This is a genomic window from Flavobacterium araucananum, assembly GCF_002222055.1.
GTDB classification, from domain to species: domain Bacteria; phylum Bacteroidota; class Bacteroidia; order Flavobacteriales; family Flavobacteriaceae; genus Flavobacterium; species Flavobacterium araucananum.
The window spans coordinates 157,887-179,795 of sequence record NZ_MUGS01000021.1 but is presented as its reverse complement, the minus strand read 5'-3'; the positions used below and the strand labels follow the sequence as shown (position 1 = coordinate 179,795).

The window sequence follows — 21,909 nt, the reverse complement described above, 5'->3', positions numbered from 1 at the left end:
TTGGAGGATAAGATGTAAGTAAACAAAAAAATGATTATGAAAAAACCTACTAACCTAAGATTGATTTTATTAGCTTTGATTTTCTTTCAAAGTTACTTTGTGATTTCTCAAAATCTTAAGCCATTTTCGCCAAGATTTGACAAGAGATTAAAAGGAGATATGTTGCTTATTGGTAATAATATCCTGAATAGGGAAACGAACAGTAATAGTCCAAAAGACGCTTACAACGGAGGTGGTTATAACTCTGATTTCAATATGAAATATATTGATATCGATAATGACAACACCACTTTCAGTTCAAGTAGTGCCACTTTGACTGTACCAAAACCGGCTTGTTATAAGATCGTTTATGCAGGTTTGTATTGGGGAGCAATTTTGCAACAAAACGACCGTACCGGTATCGAAAAGGTCAAACTTAAGCTGCCAACAGGTGGTTATAATGACATAACCGGTCAGATCATTTATGATGCTAACGCTGCACCAATTGGTGGAGACAATAACAAAGCTTATGCTTGTTATGCAGACATTACTGCTTTGGTTTCCGGACAAACCAATGCGCAGGGATTGTATACAGTTGCCAACGTTAAATCGAGCGAAGGAACAAATGGAGGTACTGGTTTATCTGCAGGTTGGTCTATTTATGTGGTTTATGAAGATCCTACTTTACCGGCAAAATTTATTACTTCGTTTGATGGTTTTAGTGGTATTGGTGGGGCAACAACTTTAGACATTCCGGTTTCCGGATTCAAGACCATTCCTACAGGTCCGGTTCGTGTAAAATTTGCTTTTGCTGCCTTAGAGGGAGATCAGCCTATTTTTGGAGATTACCTGCAAATCAACGGTTCTACGATTAGTGCAACGAATGCTGCAAATCAAGTGATCAGGGCTACAAATAATTTCTTTAACAGTAGTGTAACCTATGTCGATCCGGCTACGGATAAGACTGAAAATTTTACCGCCAGAAACCCCAACAGTAGCAACACGCTGGGATATGATGCCGGTATCTTAAATATTAATAATCCCGGAACCATCTTAAAACCCGGGGGTATCGTAATTGATAATAATGCAACATCGGCAAATATTAGATTAGGTAGTACACAAGACGTCTATTTCTACTATTTTAATGCCTTTGCCGTAGACATTATTGAGCCACATATCGTGCTGACCAAAATTGTAAAAAATTCGGCAGGAGTAGATATTGGGAATCAAAACGTAACATTAGGGCAACAATTAAATTATGAAATTGGTTTTAAAAACACGGGTAATGATGATGCTAAATCTTTAACGATTAGAGATCAGTTACCAATCAATATTATATTTAATTATCCTGCAGATTTAAATCCTTTACCAGCTGGTGTAAGCATACAAAGTTATGACCCTGTTACGAGAAGTATTGTTTTTAAAATAGATGACTCTGTTGTTAAAGCAAATACAATAACAGATAAAGTTATAAGTTTTAAAGTTAAGGTTGTTCCTGATTGTAACTCATTGAGCGAGGCTTGTTCTAACAGTATCGATAACTCTGCGTATGCAACTTATAAAGGAACTTTAAATCCTGATTTTCAAATCTCAGATGACCCGAGTGTTAATACCAACACAGGTTGTATCCTGACTCCCAAAGCAACTAACTTTTTAGTAGGTGTTGATGGTTGTAAGTATACAGCAAGTGTTATTTTGTGTAAAGACAATGTCGATTTGGTTGCTGCCAACGGCTATACTAATTATACCTGGTATAGTGATGAAGCCCGTACAAAACAAATTGGTACAGGACAAACACTAAACGTAAAAGATCCGGGAATTTATTATGTTTATAATTTAGCTGCTGCACCTTGTAGATCAATTTACCAGGCATTTACAGTAACTAGATTTGGTAGCACAAATACAAATCCTGTTCTTCCTTATGCAAAAGCACCTTATAAAGGAGAAGTATTAATTTGTCCAAACAACGGAAAAGAGTTACCTAATCTTTTCTTGTGTGGTGCAAATGATTCGAGATTAATCGAAACTCACATCTCTGATGGTTCTACCATTGTTTGGGAAAAATTAGATGAGGCAAGTTGTGCTCCGCCAAGTAGTGCAAGTTGTGCTAACGAAAGTGCTTCTTGTTCATGGACACAAGTTGCAACCGGACCAAACTACGAAGCTAAGATCGCCGGGCAGTACAGATTAACATTAAATTATGCGGGTGGTTGTTTTAACCGTTTCTATTTTAATGTTTTCACCAACTCACTAAACCCTACAGAAAAACACACAGATATTATTTGTGGTAAACCCGGAACGATTACAGTTGGAGGAGTTCCTGCAGGATATGAGTACAGTATAAACGGTACAACTTATCAGGCCAGTAACATCTTTAATAATATTACGACCGCCGGTTTTTATACGGTTTATGTAAGATTGGCAGGAGTAACCGGAAACACTTGTATTTTTACTGTTCCTAATATTCAAATCAGACAACGTAACTTTAATGTGGTACAAGATGTAACACAACCATTATGTTACGGTGAAAAAGGTAGAATAAGAGTTGCCGTAAATGATGCTAATGCACAATATTATTATAAACTTTATAATAATGGTACATTATTATCCAGTGTTGGACCGGTGCCGGATGCTGAATATACTTTTGATAATTTAAATACAAACCAAAATTATGTTGTAGAAATTTCTACAGATGATGGTTGTAAAGATACCAAGTACATCTACATGGGTCAGGTTTGGAACGAGTACAAAGCAACTGTTGCTTTGATCGAACCATTGACAGCTTGTAGTGAGGGAAAAATTAGAATTACAACAGAAGGAGGTAACTCACCATATAGTTATTTTATAAACAGTGATACTGTTTTTCAATTAGAAAACGAATTTGTTGTTAAGACTCCTGGAGTTTACACAATTAAAATTGTAGATAAAAACAACTGTACATTGACAAGAACGATTACAGTTCCTGATAATGTAAAACCTACTTATACTATTGATCATACTAACAGCACCTGTTACAATGATAATTCTCAGATAAAAATAAACCTTACTAATGCCAACGGATATTCAATGTCTTACAGCATTAATAACGGAGGAACATTTGTAAGCAATCCTGTTTTCTCTAATTTGCAGGCAGGTACTTATAATGTAGTGGTACGTTATGGTATGAGTTATACGAATTCAAATGGGCAATCGGCTATAAAATATTGTTTAGATGGTCCAACCCCCGTTATTATTACAGGTCCAACTTCGGCTGTTACAGCATCTGCGGGTGTAGCTGAATTGGCTGGATGTACGTTAACCGGATTAGGAGGTAAATTAAGAATTAACAATGCACAAGGAGGAACTGCGCCTTACCAATACAGTTTTGATGGTGGAGCAAATTGGCAAACCTCAAACGAAAAAGATGTATTGCCTGGAACGTATATCTTAAAAATCAGAGATGCTTTGGGTTGTGAATACACAATACCTTACAATATTATTCTGGATCAAAAACCGGCAGAACCAACTATTACAGTTGAAGATCCGTTATTTAATTGCGACGGTACTGCAACCAGTAAAGTTACAGTTACCAACGGAACGTCTTCTAACTATACTTACGAATATTATTTAGATACAAAAGCAAATACACCAATTACTAACAATGTATTTACAAATGTACCTTCCGGAAACCATACTGTTTCCGTAAAATACAATGTAACAACAGTTTCTACATATAGTAACTTGTTACAAGAAGATTTTGGAAAAGGGGGTTATACAACAACTCCTGGAATTAACCCGGCGTATTGTTTTGAGGATGAATCTACACCTCACCCGGTGGGCTATCCTTGTGGTTCTTTTACTGATTATCAAATTAATGACGGAAAATATGCCGTTGCAAGTTCTATAAAAACCAATTTTGGAGGTTCATGGATTTTTGCCAAAGATCATACACTTCCGGCAGATCCGTTAGGACGATTTTTATGTGTTAACGTTGGAGGTTCTGCAGGTATAGGAGGTATTTTATACAGTAAACCAATCAAAGATGTTATTATAGATCAACCCGTAATTATCTCTTTATGGGCAGAAAACTTAATTGTAAAAACATCTACAACACATGCTGATCCTAAATTAACGATTCAGTTAGTAAATAACTTAAACGGAGTAGGTGGTCCTGAAACAATCGTTGCTACTACCGATACTACAAATCCTTGGGTAGTTCCTAAAACGGAGAAATGGGAGTATAAGGAATTATCATTAAATCCTAAAAACTTTACCAATTTAAGTTTTGTAATTCGTTCTTATAGCAATGAGTTTAATGGAAACGATGTACTTATAGATGATATCTGGGTTCGTCAGATTCCAAAATCATGTATTGCTCAAAAAGATTTCCCTATTGTTATTGCTACAAACAAAGCGTTTACAGCTTCGATTGTAGGACATAAAGATTTAACATGTAATGGTGTTAACAATGGAGAAATTACAATAGCAGCTCAAAACTTTGGTACTACTTATGGTTTTGATTACTCTTTTGATAATGGAGCAACATGGACAAATTCTAAAACGTCACCAGTTACAGTTAAAAACTTAACTAGTAAAACGTATAAAATTTTAATTCGTTACGATGATAAAGCTGCAAGCTGTAGTTTTCCATTCGATCAGCCAATTGGTACTCCTGCTGCATTAACAATTACAGCAAGTGTAACAAAAACGGCTACTTGTACTACCGGAGCAACTATTACAGCTGTTGCCGGAGGAGGAACACCTGCTTACGAATATGAATTAAGAAAAGCAGATGGTACTACGGTAGTTACTGGATTCCAGTCTTCGGGTGTATTTACAAACGTTCCTACAGGAACTTATACGGTTGTAACCCGTGATGCTTATGCTTGTTCGTCAAGTGCATCTGCGCAGGTTACAGTTGTTGCACCAACGTTACCAACAGCTACTTTGGCAGCCAGTACAGATTATTGTTATACGGCAACCAAAGGGGCAACTCTTGTAGTTACTGCTACAGGTACTGGAGCTATAACATATAGTTTAGACGGTGCACCTGCTCAAACCAGTAATACTTTTACAAATGTTGGACCAGGAACACATACCATTACAGTTACAGATAGTAATAACTGTCCGGTTACAATAAACGGAATTGTAATTGCTCCTGAATTAAAAGCTGCGGCTTCTATTACAAAAACATTAGATTGTACAACTCCAAACGCAACGATTAAAGTTGATATTACTGATGGAGTTGCTGCATTTACTTATAAAGTTAAAAAAGATACAGGTCTTTACGGTGCCAGCGTAAATGTTACCGGTAATACGTTTAATTACCCTGCAACAGCAGATGGTCTTTATACTTTTGAAATTACAGATTCTAAAGGTTGTAAAGCTTATGTTACTGCAACTGTTAGTCCAATTACAAACCCTACAGTTACTGCTAACCCAACACAAATTACTTGCAACGGTCTTACAAATGGTAGTGTCCAGTTAGTTGGTGCAGGAGGTTCAGGCGGATATGAGTATAACTTTAATAATTTAGGTTGGTCAACAACTTCGTTATATTCTAATTTAAGTCCAAATATTAGTTACTCTTATCAGGTAAGAGACAGTAAAGGATGTTCTTCGGCTGTTGGAAATATTACATTGACACAACCAACTGCAGTATCAGGAACTATTGCTGCTACAATCATTAAATGTAGTACTACAGGTACTGTACCTGCGGTAGTTACCGTTACTGGTTCTGGCGGAACAGGTGCTTATACTTACAGTTTTAACGGAACTGCAAACTTTACAACAACAAATACGTATTCTACAACAGCAGCCGGAACAGTTACGGCGTATGTTAGAGATGCTAATAATTGTCAATTTGGTCCATTATCTATTACAATTGGCACACTAGAACCAATTACAGATATCACTATTGTAGATAGCGGATATGATTGTTCTACAGTTCCGGCTGGCGGGCACGTAACTTTGACGGCTGTAAAAGCTGGAAGTTTAGCCAATGTTATCTACCAAATAATTTCTGGTCCTGCAGGATTTAACCCTGCAACAAACACAACCGGAAACTTTACAGCATTAGCTCCTGGAGATTATATCTTCCAGGCGACTGATACAGGTACAAATTGTTTATTTACAAAAGGATATACAATAAAAGCAACTTCGGATATTGTTACTGGTGGTTCAGTACTTACAAGCATTAAATGTTTTGGATCTACAGGAACTATTGAGTTTACAGTAAATGGTGTAAAAGCAAACGGATACGATTACGTTATTAGAAATGCTGCTAATACAATCATCCAACAAGCTACAGGAGTAAGTGCTGCTACAATAACTGTTGCAGTTCCTACTGCTCAGCCTGTAGGTTCATATACTATTACAGCTACAGACAGATTGACTAAATGTCAGTCTGCTTATACCGTAACTTTAACACAGCCTACTGCTGTTGTTGATGTTACTGCCTTGGCAACAACCGTAAATTGTAACAAATTTACTGCTGAAATTACTGCAACTGCAACAGGTGGTACACCAAATTATACGTATGCAGTAGCTAGACAAGGTGCTGCGGTTCCTACCGTTTATGATACGAATAATGTTTTAACAGTTGATACTGTAAACGGTACAGTACTAGACTGGGTAGTTTATGTAAAAGACGCAAATGGTTGTTTGGATAATTTTCCAATAAAAATTGCGGTAGATGCTAAACCGGTTATTACAAGTGTGGTTGTTGACAATCAATGTCAGACAGGTACAGTTTCAAGTTTCACAATTACAGCTACTGCTACCGGATTAGTGCCTTTATCGTATAGTATCGATGGGATAAATTTCCAATCAGGTAATACCTTTACAGTTAGTGCAGGATCTTATACAGTAACTGTAAAAGATAAAAACGGTTGTACAACAGCTGCTGTAACTCCTGTAGTAGTTTATCCTAAAGTTGCTGCTCTTGCAGGAGTAACTAAAGAGTTAGATTGTTCTGCAACTCCTAATGCAACTATAAAAGTTGATATTACCGGAGGAAAAAGTCCTTATACTTATACAGTAGCAAAAGGAACAGGAACACCTGGTGCACCTGTTAACGTTGCCGGCACATCATTTACAATTTCTGTTACTCCGGCTAATGCTGATGATTACAAATTTGTAATTACAGATGCAAACGGATGTACAACAACAACATCTGCTACAGTTGCCCCTATTGCACCTCCTACCGTAACAGCTGTTACCGTAGATGCAGCATGTAATGGTTCTGCAACAGGAACAGTTCAATTAACAGGAGCCAATGGTTCAGGCGGATATACATACAGTAAAGACAATGTTACTTATACAGTGACCTCTTTATTCGAAAATTTAGCTGCAGGCGCTTATACTTTCTATGTAAAAGACAGTAAAGGATGTACAGGAAGTGTTAATGTTACAATCGCACAACCTACTACATTAACAGCGACTGCTTCTGCAACCAACTTTACTTGTAGTATTACCAATACAAAACAATCAGCTACTGTAACAATAGCAGTACCAACAACAGGTACAGCTCCATATACTTATAGCTTTAACGGAAGTGCATATACTAATAATAATACCTTAACAGTAAACGATAACGGAACAAATCAAACGATTAACTATTCGGTTAAAGATGCTAAAGGATGTACAACTGCAATTCAATCAATAATCATTAACAAACTTGATCCTCCTGTTATTGTATCAATATCAGGTACTCCAATTTTATGTGCTCCTGCTGCAAGTACAACAAGTACTGTAACGGTTACTGCAACAAATGGTGTAGGGATTTTAAGTTATGTTATTACTGCTCCGGCTTCTGCTACTTTAAACACAACAGGGGCAACAAGCGGAATATTTACAGGATTAATTCCGGACACTTATACTTTTAAAGTAACAGATGGAAACGGATGTTTTGCAATCCAGTCTTATACAGTAAACCCATTAACTCCAATTGCAGTTGCTGAATCTAAATTGAGCGATGTTTTATGTAATGGAGGAAATACAGGTTCTGCTAAATTCACTGTTTCAGGATTCAGTTCTACAGGAAATTATGTGGTAGTAGTAACCTCTACTCCGGCAGGATTGCCTTATACTACTGTAACAGCAGGAGATGTTATTACATTAAACGGTTTAGTTGCCGGTACTTATAATCTTGAAGTAACAGATAATACTACAAAATGTAAGGCAAATAAATCAATAACGATTACACAACCGGCACAAACGCTGGATGCTACAATTGCGATCGTAAATGCAAATTGTAATGTTCCAAATGCACAAGTAACAGTTACTGCTACTGGCGGAACTACAATTTACAGATATGCATTTGTACCTAACGGTACTCCGGTTACGACATATACAAACAGTAATGTTGCTTATCTTGATCCTGCTACGACAGATTGGGATGTATACGTGATCGATGCCAATGGTTGTACCGTACAAAAAGATATTACAATTAAAAAAGATGCAACGCCTACGGTTACAGCTTCGGCTGCCGGAGAATGTTTTGGTGACGGAACAGGCTTTGTTATTACAGCTACTCCGGGTGCTGGTGCAATCTTACCAGTAAAATACAGTATTGATAATGGTGCTTCTTTCCAGACAGGAAATACATTTACTGTTACAACTCCGGGTAACTATACTATAATTATCGAGGATGCTAATGGTTGTAGAGCTTCTAGTACTGCAGTTACCGTTTTCGATAAACTAACTTTATCAGCTAAACTGGATAAAGATATTACGTGTAGTACTCCTACTGCTGCTCAAATAACTTTGACTGCTACAAACGGAAACAGTACAACATATACGTATACAAGCTCTCCTGCTACAGGAACTTTTGCAGGAAATGTTTTCACCACAAACACACCGGGATCTTATACTTTTACAGTAACAGATGCCAATGGTTGTACGGCTACAACAACAACACCAATTGTTGTAAATCCAACCGTAACACCAGTGATTACAAACCTTAGTACTACACCACTTTTATGTAATGGTGATACAAATGGTTCTATTGCAATTACAATTGATAATACAAAAGGTTTAGCACCATTTGTATACAATGTTTTCAATAACACAACAGGTCAGGATTACGGTACACAAACGTCTGGTTTAACTGCCGGAAATTATACCGTGAAGGTAACAGATGCAAAAGGATGTTTTGCTACTCAGAATATCTCAATTGCTCAACCAACAAAAATTGTTGTTGTTCGTACCGTTACTCCAATTACTTGTACTACAGGAGGTATCTCTTTAGGATCTATTACAATTAATTCAGTTACAGGAGGTAGTCCAAATTATATCTACCATGTAACGGGAGTAAATGGATATAACAAACAAATTTCGAATCAAACAGGAGCAACAGCTGTGTTTGAAGTTGTTGACTTTGGTTTATATCAAATTATTATTACAGATGCAAACGGTTGTACAAACATCGAGCAAAATGTACTAGTAGCATCACCACCGGATGACTTAGATATTACAGTAACGCCACCTCCGGCAGATTGTTCTACATTAGGATCTGCGGTTGTAGCGATTGGAGCTGCATCTACGAACATAACAGGTGATGGTCCTTTCCATTTTGCTATTTATACAGGCCCTGGAATGATCTACACAGGTCCAACAGCTTTGCCTTGGTATGATGAAGATGGTTTTAAAAGTAAAAAAACAACAATACCTAATTTATTGCCAGGTGTTAAATACACTTTTATCGTACACGATCAAGGAACAGGTTGTTACTATTATGAAACAGCTCAATTCCCAATCCCTACGAATTCGACATTGGCAGTAAATAGTTTAGTGGCACAAAATATTACTTGTAAAGGTGCTAAAGATGGTAAAGTTTCATTTACAATCAAAAGTGTTTACCCTGCAAGTACAAACGTTAGTTATGAAATTTTAAATTCATTAGCGTTAACACCGGTTGTTCCGGCAGTTACCGGTTCTGGAACTATTGCACCAAACGGTACTCTTACCGTTACTGATTTAGGACCGCTTCCTTTTGGAAATTATATTATAGTTGTCAAAGAAACAGCGGGATCTACAAATGCAGGATGTAGTGTAGCCAGTACTGAATTTAACATTACAGAATCTGCGATTGATTTATCAGTTACAGTTTCAGTTACTAAAAACGCAAATTGTAACCCTGCTTCAGGAGTTATAAGCGCTATTGGTCACGACGGTACAGCACCGTATAACTATCAGTTATTATTAAATACAGATCCTGCACCAACAGCAACAAGTACAGGTTGGGCAGTTGCCAATACATTCAACAGAGATGCGGGTAACTATATCGTGTATGTTAAAGATGCAAATGGCTGTATTAAACCAGCTCCAATAACATTAGTAAAAGATGCAGAGCCTACAATTATTGCTCCTGCAGCACCTATTTGTTATGATGGAACACCATTTACAATAACTTTTAGCGGAACAGTTTCTAAAACTCCGGCGATGTATAGCGTAAACGGAAGTGCTTTCCAGGCAAGTCCAAGTTTTACATTTAATGCTTCAGGAACTTATAATTTAGTAATTCAGGATGCAAATGGTTGTACAGCAAATGTTGATTATATCGTATACCCACAATTACAAATAAAAGCAGACGTTACCAAACAACTGGATTGTACAGCGACTCCTAATGCTCAAATTACTTTGACAGCAACTGGAGGAAATACAACTCCTGCTGCTTCGTATGTTTACAGCTACTCTTATAACGGAGGCGCATTTTTGCCAACAACAAATGTTCACTCAACAAGTGCTTTAGGAGATTATATCTTTAGAGTAACAGATGGTAATAACACAACACTTTGTTTTGCAGATGTTGCTTTCAAACTAGAAGCAATTCCTGCTCCAACCGTTACTACATCAAGTACAAATGTTAGTTGTAATGGTGGATCAGACGGATCAATCACTGTGAACACAACATCTGGTGTTGGACCATTTGAATTTAGTTGGAATAACGGAACGGTTTCATCACCATTCCAGTCTTCAAATGTATTTACAGGTTTACCAGCAGGTAATTATGTAATTACAGTTAGAGATGCCAAATCCTGTCTTTACCCGGCAACTCCGGTTGTTATCACACAACCAGCAGTTCTTGCGGCTACAGCAACCGTTGCAGATTACTCTTGTAATGCAAGCAACGTTCCTCAGCCGGCTGTTGTAACAGTAAATGTAACTGCAGGTACAGGAACAGCACCATACAAATATAACTTTGATGGTTCTGCGGTATACAATGATGCAAATACATTGACAGTATTGGATAATGGTACAGTACAAACCATTCATTACTATGTAAAAGATGCTAAAGGATGTACGTTTGATAATACAGTAACGGTTAATCCGTACAAAAAAATTACAAACTTAACATTTGCAGCAGCTGCTATAACTTGTAATGCTCCAACAACTACCGTTACAGTTTCTGTAGTAGGCGGATATGCAATTACTAAATATGAAATTGTATCACCAATCACGGTTGATAACGGTACATCAAATGTTTTTGCAGGACTTGGACCAGATACATATGTTTTTAAAGTAACAGATGCAAACGGATGTTCATTCCAGAAATCATACACAATAAAACCAGTAACAAACATTACAGTTTCTGGTCAATTAATAAAAGATGTAAGTTGTAACGAAACAGCAGCAACTCCTAACGGTTCTGTTGAGTTTACAGTAGGTAACTTTGCAACAACTTATACATACTCTATAAACGGAGTTGCAGTTGCAGGAACACACACTAATCCTAAAGTTACACTTACTAATCTGGCAGTAGGAAACTATAAAATAGATGTGGTTGATGTAGCTACAGGTTGTATTGCATCTGCCAACATAAATGTTAGCGAACCTGCAACACCATTATTATTAACACTGGTTTCTAATGTTAATGCAAATTGTAATTTTGGTGCAAAAGTAAGTGTAGTAGGTTCAGGAGGAACTCCTGGTTATACTTATGCTTATGCCGAAAGCCCAACTGCACCACTTCCGGGAGCTTACAAAGCAAGTCCAAATGCTGTTTTAGATCCGTCTAAAGTTTGGATAGCTTATGTAAAAGATGCAAACGGATGTATAGCACAATTGCCAATAACTATTGTTACAGATCCTAAACCTACAATCGACCCAATTACAGGTGTTTGTTATGATGGTTCTCCAGTAAATGTAACATTGGTAGGTCATGGAGTTGGTCCATTAACATACAGTATTGGTAACGGATTCAAGACAAGTCCGGACTTTGTTCTTAATGCACCGGGATCATATACATTCTATGTAAGAGATGCTAACAATTGTGATGCAACTACTCCATACGTATACCAATTAGATCAACAATTATTATTAGATGCAACACTTCAGGATTTAACATGTGCGGCTCCTAACTTAGCGACTATTACATTGACAGCTACTCAGGGATCTACAACATATACTAGTTATGAAGTTTCGTTTAACGGCGGTGCGTTTGCAACAACGACATCTCCATACACAACGAATATTCCGGGAACCTATACCTTTAGAGTTACAGATAGCAAAAACTGTCAGTCAGTTTCTAAACCTGTAGTGGTAAACCCTATTGTGATGCCTACTATTGCTACTTCTCAATTCAACGTAAGTTGTAACGGAGGCAATAACGGAACTATTACAATCACTGCTGGTAGCGGACTTGCTCCTTACGAGTATAGTATAGACGGAGTTGCATACCAAACATCTAATATTTTTGCAGGATTAACTCAAGGTACTTATACCGTACACGTGAGAGATGCTAAAAAATGTGTTGTTGATGCGACAGTAACAATTACACAACCAACTGTTTTAATAGCAAATGCTACAGTTAAACCATTTGGATGTAGTGTAACTAATGCTCCACAAGATGCAACAGTAACATTAACGGCTCAGGATGGTACACCAGGATACAAATACAGTTTTGATAACGGAGTTACTTTTGGAGATTCTCCAATCTTAACAGTAAGTACTATCGTTGCTCCTAGAACAGTATTCTATGTAGTAATAGATGCCAACGGATGTAGAGTTTCAGGAAGTGCTGTTGTAAATCCTTACACACCACCAACGGACATGAATATTACTGCAACACCAATTTATTGTAATACAGCTGGCGGAGTTTCTACTGCAACAGTAAATACAGTAACAGGAGGTGTAGGTCCGTATACATACGAAATAGTTTCGCCAGCAACGGCAATAACAAGCAATACAACCGGTATTTTTACAGGATTATTGCCAGATAATTATCAAATAAAAGTTACAGATGTTAATGGTTGTAGTACAACCAAAGCCATCGTGATAAAAGAATCTGATAAAATAAAAGCAACAACTCAATTGTTGACAGATGTATTATGTAATGCAGGAAACACAGGTACTGCAGCATTCGTAGTAAGTAATTATATTACTCCTGCAAATTATACATACGCATTATCACCAGTTGTAGGAACAGCTACTAAAAACGGAGATGTTATAACTTATACAGGTTTAACTGCAGGTACATACACATTTACAGTATTAGACAATACTTCAGGATGTCAGAACCAGGTAGTGAACTTTGTTATAAACGAACCAGCGGCTTTAGACTTTACCTCTACAGCAACAAATACAAATTGTAATAATAAAAAAGCTCAAATAACAGTTACAACTATTGGAGGAACTCCTGCTTATACGTATGCAGTAGTAGTTTCAGGAGCACCTGCTCCAACTGCTTTTGGAACAAACAATGTTATTACAGTTGATACAAACAATGGTGCAAACATGAATTGGGATATTTATGTAAAAGATCTTAACGGATGTCCATTGATGAAATCTCAAACAATTATTGAGGATGCGTTGCCAACAACTCCATCAGTAGCACCATTTAGTCAATGTCCGGATCCATTAAACGGAACGTATACATTTACTGTTACAGGAGTTACAGGAGTAGCACCAATATTATATAGTATTGGAAGTGGTTTCCAATCTAGTCCAACATTTACGGTTAATACATCTGGTTCTTATGATGTAACAGTAAGAGATGGTAATGGTTGCGAAGTAACAACAACAGCAGTGATTAAGATTTCACCGGCTCTTGTTTTAGATGTTGTTGTAACAACATTGCCAGACTGTAATACCAACAATGGTGTTATTACTGCTACAGCTACCGGAGGTGCAACTCCTGCGAACTATAGCTATAGTTTAGATGGTAACTTTGGTCAGCCAACAGGATTATTTAATGTTAACATTGGTCCTGGTCACCATTCAATAACAGTAACAGATCAAACAACAGGTTGTGAGAGAACAGTAGAATTTGATATCATTCCGGCTACGCCAATTGACGGATTTGTTTTAACGCATACAGATGTTACTTGTAACGGATTTACAGACGGAACAATTACAGCAGCGATAGATGAAACAGGCAAAAACGACAACCCAATTTACTACTATAGTATTACAGCAGGGCCAGTTCTTAGACCTAATCAAACATCGAACGTGTTTACAGGATTGCCAAAAGGGCAATATACCGTAACCGTTACATCTGGAAGAGGTTGTAAAGACTTAGAAGATGTTGAAATTATTGAACCAAAAGTTATTGTAGTTGCAGATCCTGTATTTACACAATTTGGTTGTCCAGCAGGAACAAATACAAATGTTAATGCAACAATTACAGTTAACACTGTAACTGGAGGATCAGGAACGTATGTTTTATATCAATTCTTGAAAAATGGAGTTGAAGTTCAAAACAGTGCTTCAAATACGTATACCGTATTTGATCTTACAGGAGGAATTTATTCTGTAAATGTTTTTGATGACAACGGTTGTGTAGGATCATCTACATCAGTAATAGATATTAAACCATTTATTAGCTTAGATGATATTACAGTAACAGTAAATAAAGCAATTACTTGTACTAATAATGAAGATATTACTGTAACTGTTGCAACAACAGGAGGTACACCGGCGCAATTGCTATACAGCATTGCAGGAATAGGCGGAAGTACTTATACAGATAATAATACGACAGGTATATTTACAGGATTGCCGGCAGGTAATTATTTAATTACAGTTGTAAATCCTGCAACAGGATGTACAATTCAGGAAGCTCATTATGTAAATGCACCAAATACATTCGAAATTGTTGCAACTCCGGTTGTAGCTCAGGTTTGTTTTGGAAAAGCTGACGGAAGCGTAAACTTAACTTTTGTTGACAATCAGACAGATCCAACAAATGATGCGGGTATATTCGATTATATTATTACAGGACCTATTGCAGTGCCTATTACAGGAACTTCACCAGATGCAGGACCAGTTCTTATTGGTGGTCTTATCGCTGGCCAATACAATGTAGAAGCTACCTTAGTAGGAAGCCCATTCTGTAAAGTATTCACGATATTCTCAATAGGACAACCTTCAGCAGCTTTGGTCGTAACAACTACAAAATCTGACATTACTTGTGTAACAGGTAATAATGATGGCGAGATTTCGGCTTCAGCAACAGGCGGATGGGATAATAATTACAAATACGAATTAGAGTTAGGCGGAGTAGTTGTAGCTCAAAACACTGATGGTAACTTTACAGGATTAACAGCAGGTAACTATACGGTAAATGTTACAGATGGTCAGGGATGTCCAGCTTCAACAACAGTATCGTTAGTGATTCCTACTCCAATAACAGTTACTGCATTTGCAAATACGCCTTTACTATCTTGTTTTGGAGACAGATCAGGAGTAATTACAGTAAATCCTCCAACAGGTGGTCAGGGAAGTAACTACATGTATACTTTAAACATACTGTCAGAAACACCGGTTATTGTATCAGGACCTCAAAAAGATCCGGTATTCACAGGTTTACCAGCAGGAACTTACAGTATTACAGTTACAGACGGATACAGCTGTTCAGGAACAACAACAGCCAATGTTGTGATTACAGAACCAACTGAAGTAGTGCCAAATTTAATTTTAGCCTCTACACAAACTTGTACAACACAATCAACACTTACGTTGAGTGCAACAGGAGGTTCAGCACCATATACCTATAGTGCAGATGGAACTACTTATAGTACTGTACCATTTACAACATCCGTTACCTTTGCGGTAGCAGTTGGTAAATACCAATACTTTGTAAAAGACCTTAATGGTTGTGTGGCAAAAATTTCGAATGAAGTTAAAATCGACGCATTACAACCACTGGAAGTAAACTTAGATGTTACCAATGCAGTTGTTAAGTGTGTAGGAGAAGCTACAGGAGTTATTGTTGCTAATGCTACAGGTGGTTTAGGAAATTACCTTTATACCTTAGAAAACACAGCAGGTGGCATAGTTCGTCCAGCACAGGACAACGGTAGATTCGAAGACTTGGTAATTGGAAGTTATGTTGTAAAAGTGGCTAGCGGTGATTGTGCTCAAACATCAATCCCGGTAGAAATTAAACAACCGGCAACAGCGATCCAGGCAACGTTTACACCTACAAATGTTTCTTGTTTTGGAGAAAACAACGGTCAGATTCTGGTTACTGCATCAGGTGGTACAGGAACTATTAAATATGCTATTTCACCAGACTTAGATCAGTTTGATGTTAAAACCACATTCGATAAACTTGCACCGGGTATATACACTGTAATAGCGCAAGACGAAAATGGCTGTTATGTAATCGAAAAAGTAGAGATTACACAACCTAAACCTCTTATCGTTACAGAACTTGCAGGCTCAATGATTCCGGAAATCTGTAAAGACGATAAAGACGGAGCATTTAGTATAGAAGTAAAAGGAGGTACATTACCATATAGCGTAAGTCTTGATGTTAAAAACGGAACTTATACTCAAGGTACAGCAACTCAAACCATATTCGACTTTACAAATCTTTCTGGAGGAGTACATACCGTTTATGTAAAAGACGCGCAAGGATGTACATTCGAATTTATAGAGAACATGCCGTTGCCGGTAGTTCTTAACCCAACTGCAGAAGTTAACTATGATTGCGTAAACAATGCACAATCAAATATGGTAACAATTTCAGTTGATGCAAGCAATGTAGATCTTACACAAATAGATTTTGCACTTGACAATGATAGTGGTCCATTCCAGGCAAGTCACATCTTTACAAATGTTGCTCCGGGTAAACACTTTATTGTAGCGAGACATACAAATGGTTGTAAAATGCAAACATTTAGTTTCGAGATCAAAGCATACGATCCGTTAACACTTGCATTGTCTACAGGACAACAAGAAATGAATGTAATTACAGTAGCCGCTGCCGGTGGAGCCCCTGCTTATGAGTACAGTTTCAACGGAGAGCCGTTTACATCTTCAAACAAATACAAAATCTACAAATCTGGAGATTATGTAGTTATAGTAAGAGATAAAAACGGATGTACAGTAACCATTACGGTTCCTGCGATTTACATAGATGTTTGTCTTGATAATTACTTTACTCCGGCTGGAGCGACCAACACAACATGGGGTCCTGGTTGTACGAATATTTACGACAACCTTGAGTTCTCTATCTTTGACAGATACGGTCGTATAATAGCTAAGTATCACTACGGTCAAAAATGGGATGGTAGATACAACGGAGCAGAATTACCTTCAGGAGATTACTGGTATGTTCTTAAATTGAATGACGCGAAAGATGACAGAGAGTTTGTAGGACATTTCACATTATACAGATAACAAAATAAGAGCCCCTAATGATGTTGTCAAAAAAAATTATCACAATGAAAAAGTTTATTTTATCTTTAGTACTCATGGCTGTAACAACAAGTTACAGCCAAGAGTTAAACCTACCAGTTTTTACGCAGTATTTAGCGGACAATCCTTTTGTTATCTCACCAGCCTTTGCCGGTATTGGCGATAACCTTAGAATTAGAGCCAATGGCCTTACACAATGGGTGGGTATTAAAGATGCACCCGACAATCAATCGCTTTATGCTGATTTTAGAGTTCTGGATCGTTCCGGAGTTGGAATCTCAGTTTATAATGACAGAAACGGTTACACGCGTCAAACGGGAGCTAAACTTTCCTTTGCGCACCACATCATTTTAGATTATTATTCAAAGCAATACTTGTCGTTTGGGCTTTCGTATAACTTCAATACATTCCGTATTGATACAAATGAATTCGAAACTACCATAGAGCATCCCGTTATAGATGCTGCCGTGACAGACAATCGCTACAATGCCAATAACAACTTTGACATTAGTGCCTTGTATCGTAACAAAAGCTTCTATGTGAGTTTTAATGCCAATAACGTTTTAAGAAAAAATACCGATAAATACAGAGGAGTAGAACCTAACTTACTATCTAACTATCAGGTATATTCCGGATATGTTTTTAAAGATGGAGAAAACAGCCGTATCGAATACGAACCGTCTATTTACTACCAATATTTTGCAAGTGATAAACGTTCGACAACCGATTTTAACTTTAAGTACCGTCGTTACAATCGTTACGAAGATTACTACTGGATAGGAGTTTCATACCGTTTCTTAAACGACCAGTTCCCTAAACCATTATCAGTTGGACCAATGGTAGGTTTCATGAAATCTAAATTTTATTTTGGATATTCCTATCAGGTAATGTTCAACGATTTAGGAAACTATAACACAGGAACACACTCGATAACGATAGGATTCGATTTCTTGCAGGCAATCAGTAACTGTCCTTGTACACAAAGTCCGGTTCACGATTAAGAATGTATTTTCGACAATTTAATCACTAATTTGTTTTTTTTCTCAACTTATAACGTTTTCGCTGTTATCGATAGTTTATTTTTATATTTATTGATACTTTAAAAGTTCTATATTTGTTTTTCTTTCAAAAAAAACTAAAAAATTATCTAATGAAAACTTTAAACGATTTCGATTTTAAAAATAAAAAAGCAATTATCCGTGTTGATTTTAATGTACCACTGGATGAAAATTTTAATGTAACAGATGCTACACGTATCGAAGCTGCAAAACCAACTATTGATGCTATTTTGGCACAAGGCGGAAGTGTAATTTTGATGTCGCATTTAGGAAGACCAAAAGGAGTAGAAGAAAAATATTCATTAAAACATATTTTAAAAACAGCTTCACAAGTTTTAGGCGTTCCCGTAAAGTTTGCTGAAAACTGTGTTGGAGAAGTAGCCCAAACAGCTGCTAAAAACCTACAACCAGGAGAAGTTTTATTATTAGAAAATTTACGTTTTCATGCCGAAGAAGAAGCAGGAGATGTTGCTTTTGCAAAAGAACTGGCTTCGCTTGGAGACATTTATGTAAACGATGCTTTTGGAACAGCTCACAGAGCACACGCTTCGACAACTATTATAGCTCAGTTTTTTCCAACCGAAAAATGTTTCGGAACATTATTGGCAAAAGAAATCGAGAGTTTAAACAAAGTACTTAAAAATAGCGAAAAACCGGTAACAGCAGTTTTAGGAGGATCAAAAGTTTCCTCTAAAATTACCGTTATCGAAAATATCTTAGACAAAGTAGATCACATGATCATTGGTGGCGGAATGACTTTTACGTTTATTAAAGCACAAGGTGGTAAAATTGGGAACTCTATTTGCGAAGATGATAAACAAGAATTAGCACTTGAAATTTTAAGATTGGCTAAAGAAAAAGGAGTTCAGATTCATATTCCGGTTGATGTTATCGCAGCAGATGATTTCTCTAATACAGCAAATACAAAAGTAGTAGATGTAAGAGAAATTCCAGACGGATGGCAAGGTCTTGATGCAGGTCCTAAATCTTTAGAGAACTTCAAAAAAGTAATTTTAGAGTCAAAAACTATTTTATGGAACGGTCCATTAGGAGTTTTCGAGATGGAATCTTTTGCTAAAGGAACAATTGCTTTAGGAGATTATATTGCCGAAGCGACACAAAACGGAGCCTTTTCACTAGTAGGAGGAGGAGATTCAGTTGCTGCCGTAAAACAATTTGGTTTCGAGGACAAAATGAGCTATGTATCCACTGGTGGTGGGGCAATGCTGGAAATGTTAGAAGGAAAAATCTTACCCGGAATCGCAGCGATTCTGGACTAAAAATTCACAATTAACATTTTTTTAGATAGTTTACATCCATAAACTAGTTAAGTTTGCAAAAATAAGAGTTCTATAATGATTTGATTTATAGAATTTTAAATAAATGTTATATGATTGTAAAAAAATTAGCAGTAGGGGTTTCCGTGTTTTTTTCGATGTCTGTCTTTGCACAAGATATTTCAAAAACCAATCTCGAAATAAAACCAGTTGTAAAAGTATCCTATTTAGATTCCGTTAAAAATTCTTTTAAAAGAGACGAAATGGCAACCCGTGTTGACAGTCTCTGGATGAACGAATTGGCAAGTTTGGATATTTATGATGATTTAACAAAAGACATTCAAACCATCAACACAGATGTTACTGTAGATGAAGAGTTGCCAACAGAGTTGCTTAAGCAGCGTTTGCAGGCGATGAATGAGAAATCACCTTTTAACATTGAATACAATCAGGGTTTAGAGAATATAATAAAGTCATTTCTTAAGAATCGAAAAAAATCGTTTTCCCGATTAATGGCTTTATCAGAATATTATTTCCCAATTTTTGAGGATGCTTTTGCAAAACAAAACGTTCCATTAGAAATAAAATATTTAGCCGTTGTAGAATCTGCTTTAAACCCTAAAGCAGTTTCTAAAATGGGCGCCACCGGACTTTGGCAATTCATGTACGGAACCGGTAAACAATATGCCCTTAAAATAGATTCGTATATAGACGAACGTAGCGACCCACTTAAAGCTACAGCAGCCGCATCAGAATACATGACAAAAATGTTTAACATTTTTGGCGACTGGGAGCTTGTTTTAGCCTCATACAATTCAGGACCCGGAAACGTTACAAAAGCAATTCGTCGTTGTGGCGGAAAAACCAAATACTGGGATATTCGTGAACACCTTCCAAAAGAAACCCAAGGTTATGTTCCCGCTTTTTTAGCAACCATGTATCTTTTTGAATATCATAAAGAACACGGCATCAACCCGCAAAGAGCAGTAGTAAAAAACTTTGAGACAGATACAGTTCAGATAAAAAATCAAATGTCGTTCAAGCAAATCGCAGATTTGTTAGACATGCCACAATCACAATTACAACTTTTAAACCCTTCCTATAAACTAAACGTTGTACCATTTTATCAGGGAGAACCGCATTATTTGCGTTTACCTAAAGATAAAATTGCCACTTTTGTTTCAAACGAAGACAAGATTTATGCTTATGTAGCCTATCAATCCCGTAATAAAACAATGCCAACTCAATTGGCTTTGAAAGTAACGCCAAGAGCAAAAGCAAAACTTGAAAAAGTAATTGATACAGATACAGAAGTTAAATTTTATAAAGTTCGTAAAGGAGATAACCTGGGAGCAATTGCCGCCAGGTATAATGTAAATGTTACCGACTTAAAAAAATGGAATAATCTTAAAACAAATGCAGTTGCATTAGGAAAAAATTTAAAGATTAAATCAGATGTAGAAGCATTAGTTAAAAATCCTAAAGAAATAAAAGCAACACTGGCAATAGAGAAAAAAGCAGAAGAAGCCGTTGCTGTTGTTGATGAAAAAGAGAAAACATCAACAGTATTGGATGTATATGTAGTAGCTGCCGGAGATAATTTAGGAAGCATTGCAAAAAAATTCGGTATGACTATTGCGGACTTAAAAGAACAAAATAGTCTGACTTCAAACAATATTGGTTTAGGCAAAGCCCTTACAGTTACCAAAGTTGTTTCTGAAAACATTGACGAAAGCGCTGTAAATACAGCAATAGCTTCGACTTCGTCTATAGATTCATTCAAGAAAAAAGCGACTTCGACCAAAGATCTTGGAGAAGATTATTATGTCAAAAAAGGAGACTCGTTGTATAGTATTTCTAAAAAATATCCCGGAGTAACAATTTCAGATATTAAAAAATGGAATAATATTAAAAACGGGGACATTAAACCAGGAATGAAACTTAAAATAAACGGATAATAAAAAATCTTA

Annotated in this window: 4 protein-coding genes; all 4 read left to right on the top strand. The window is 36.8% G+C overall.

Annotation, left to right across the window (positions count from 1 at the left end):
- Nucleotides 1–36: 36 nt before the first annotated feature.
- The 4 genes from B0A64_RS13030 to B0A64_RS13015 all read left to right on the top strand — a co-directional run bounded on the left by B0A64_RS13030 (nt 37) and on the right by B0A64_RS13015 (nt 21,897).
- Nucleotides 37–17,586, top strand: a complete 17,550-nt coding sequence (locus tag B0A64_RS13030) for a T9SS type B sorting domain-containing protein (protein ID WP_165769807.1) — start codon at nt 37–39, stop codon at nt 17,584–17,586.
- 44 nt (nt 17,587–17,630) lie between these two features.
- Nucleotides 17,631–18,605, top strand: coding sequence for a PorP/SprF family type IX secretion system membrane protein (locus B0A64_RS13025; protein ID WP_165769806.1), 975 nt, complete (start codon nt 17,631–17,633; stop codon nt 18,603–18,605).
- A 149-nt stretch (nt 18,606–18,754) separates the two neighbouring features.
- Complete coding sequence (locus B0A64_RS13020) at nt 18,755–19,942, top strand: phosphoglycerate kinase (protein WP_089479953.1); 1,188 nt, start codon at nt 18,755–18,757, stop codon at nt 19,940–19,942.
- A gap of 110 nt (nt 19,943–20,052) precedes the next feature.
- Nucleotides 20,053–21,897, top strand: coding sequence for a lytic transglycosylase (locus B0A64_RS13015; RefSeq protein WP_089479952.1), 1,845 nt, complete (start codon nt 20,053–20,055; stop codon nt 21,895–21,897).
- Nucleotides 21,898–21,909 lie beyond the last annotated feature (12 nt).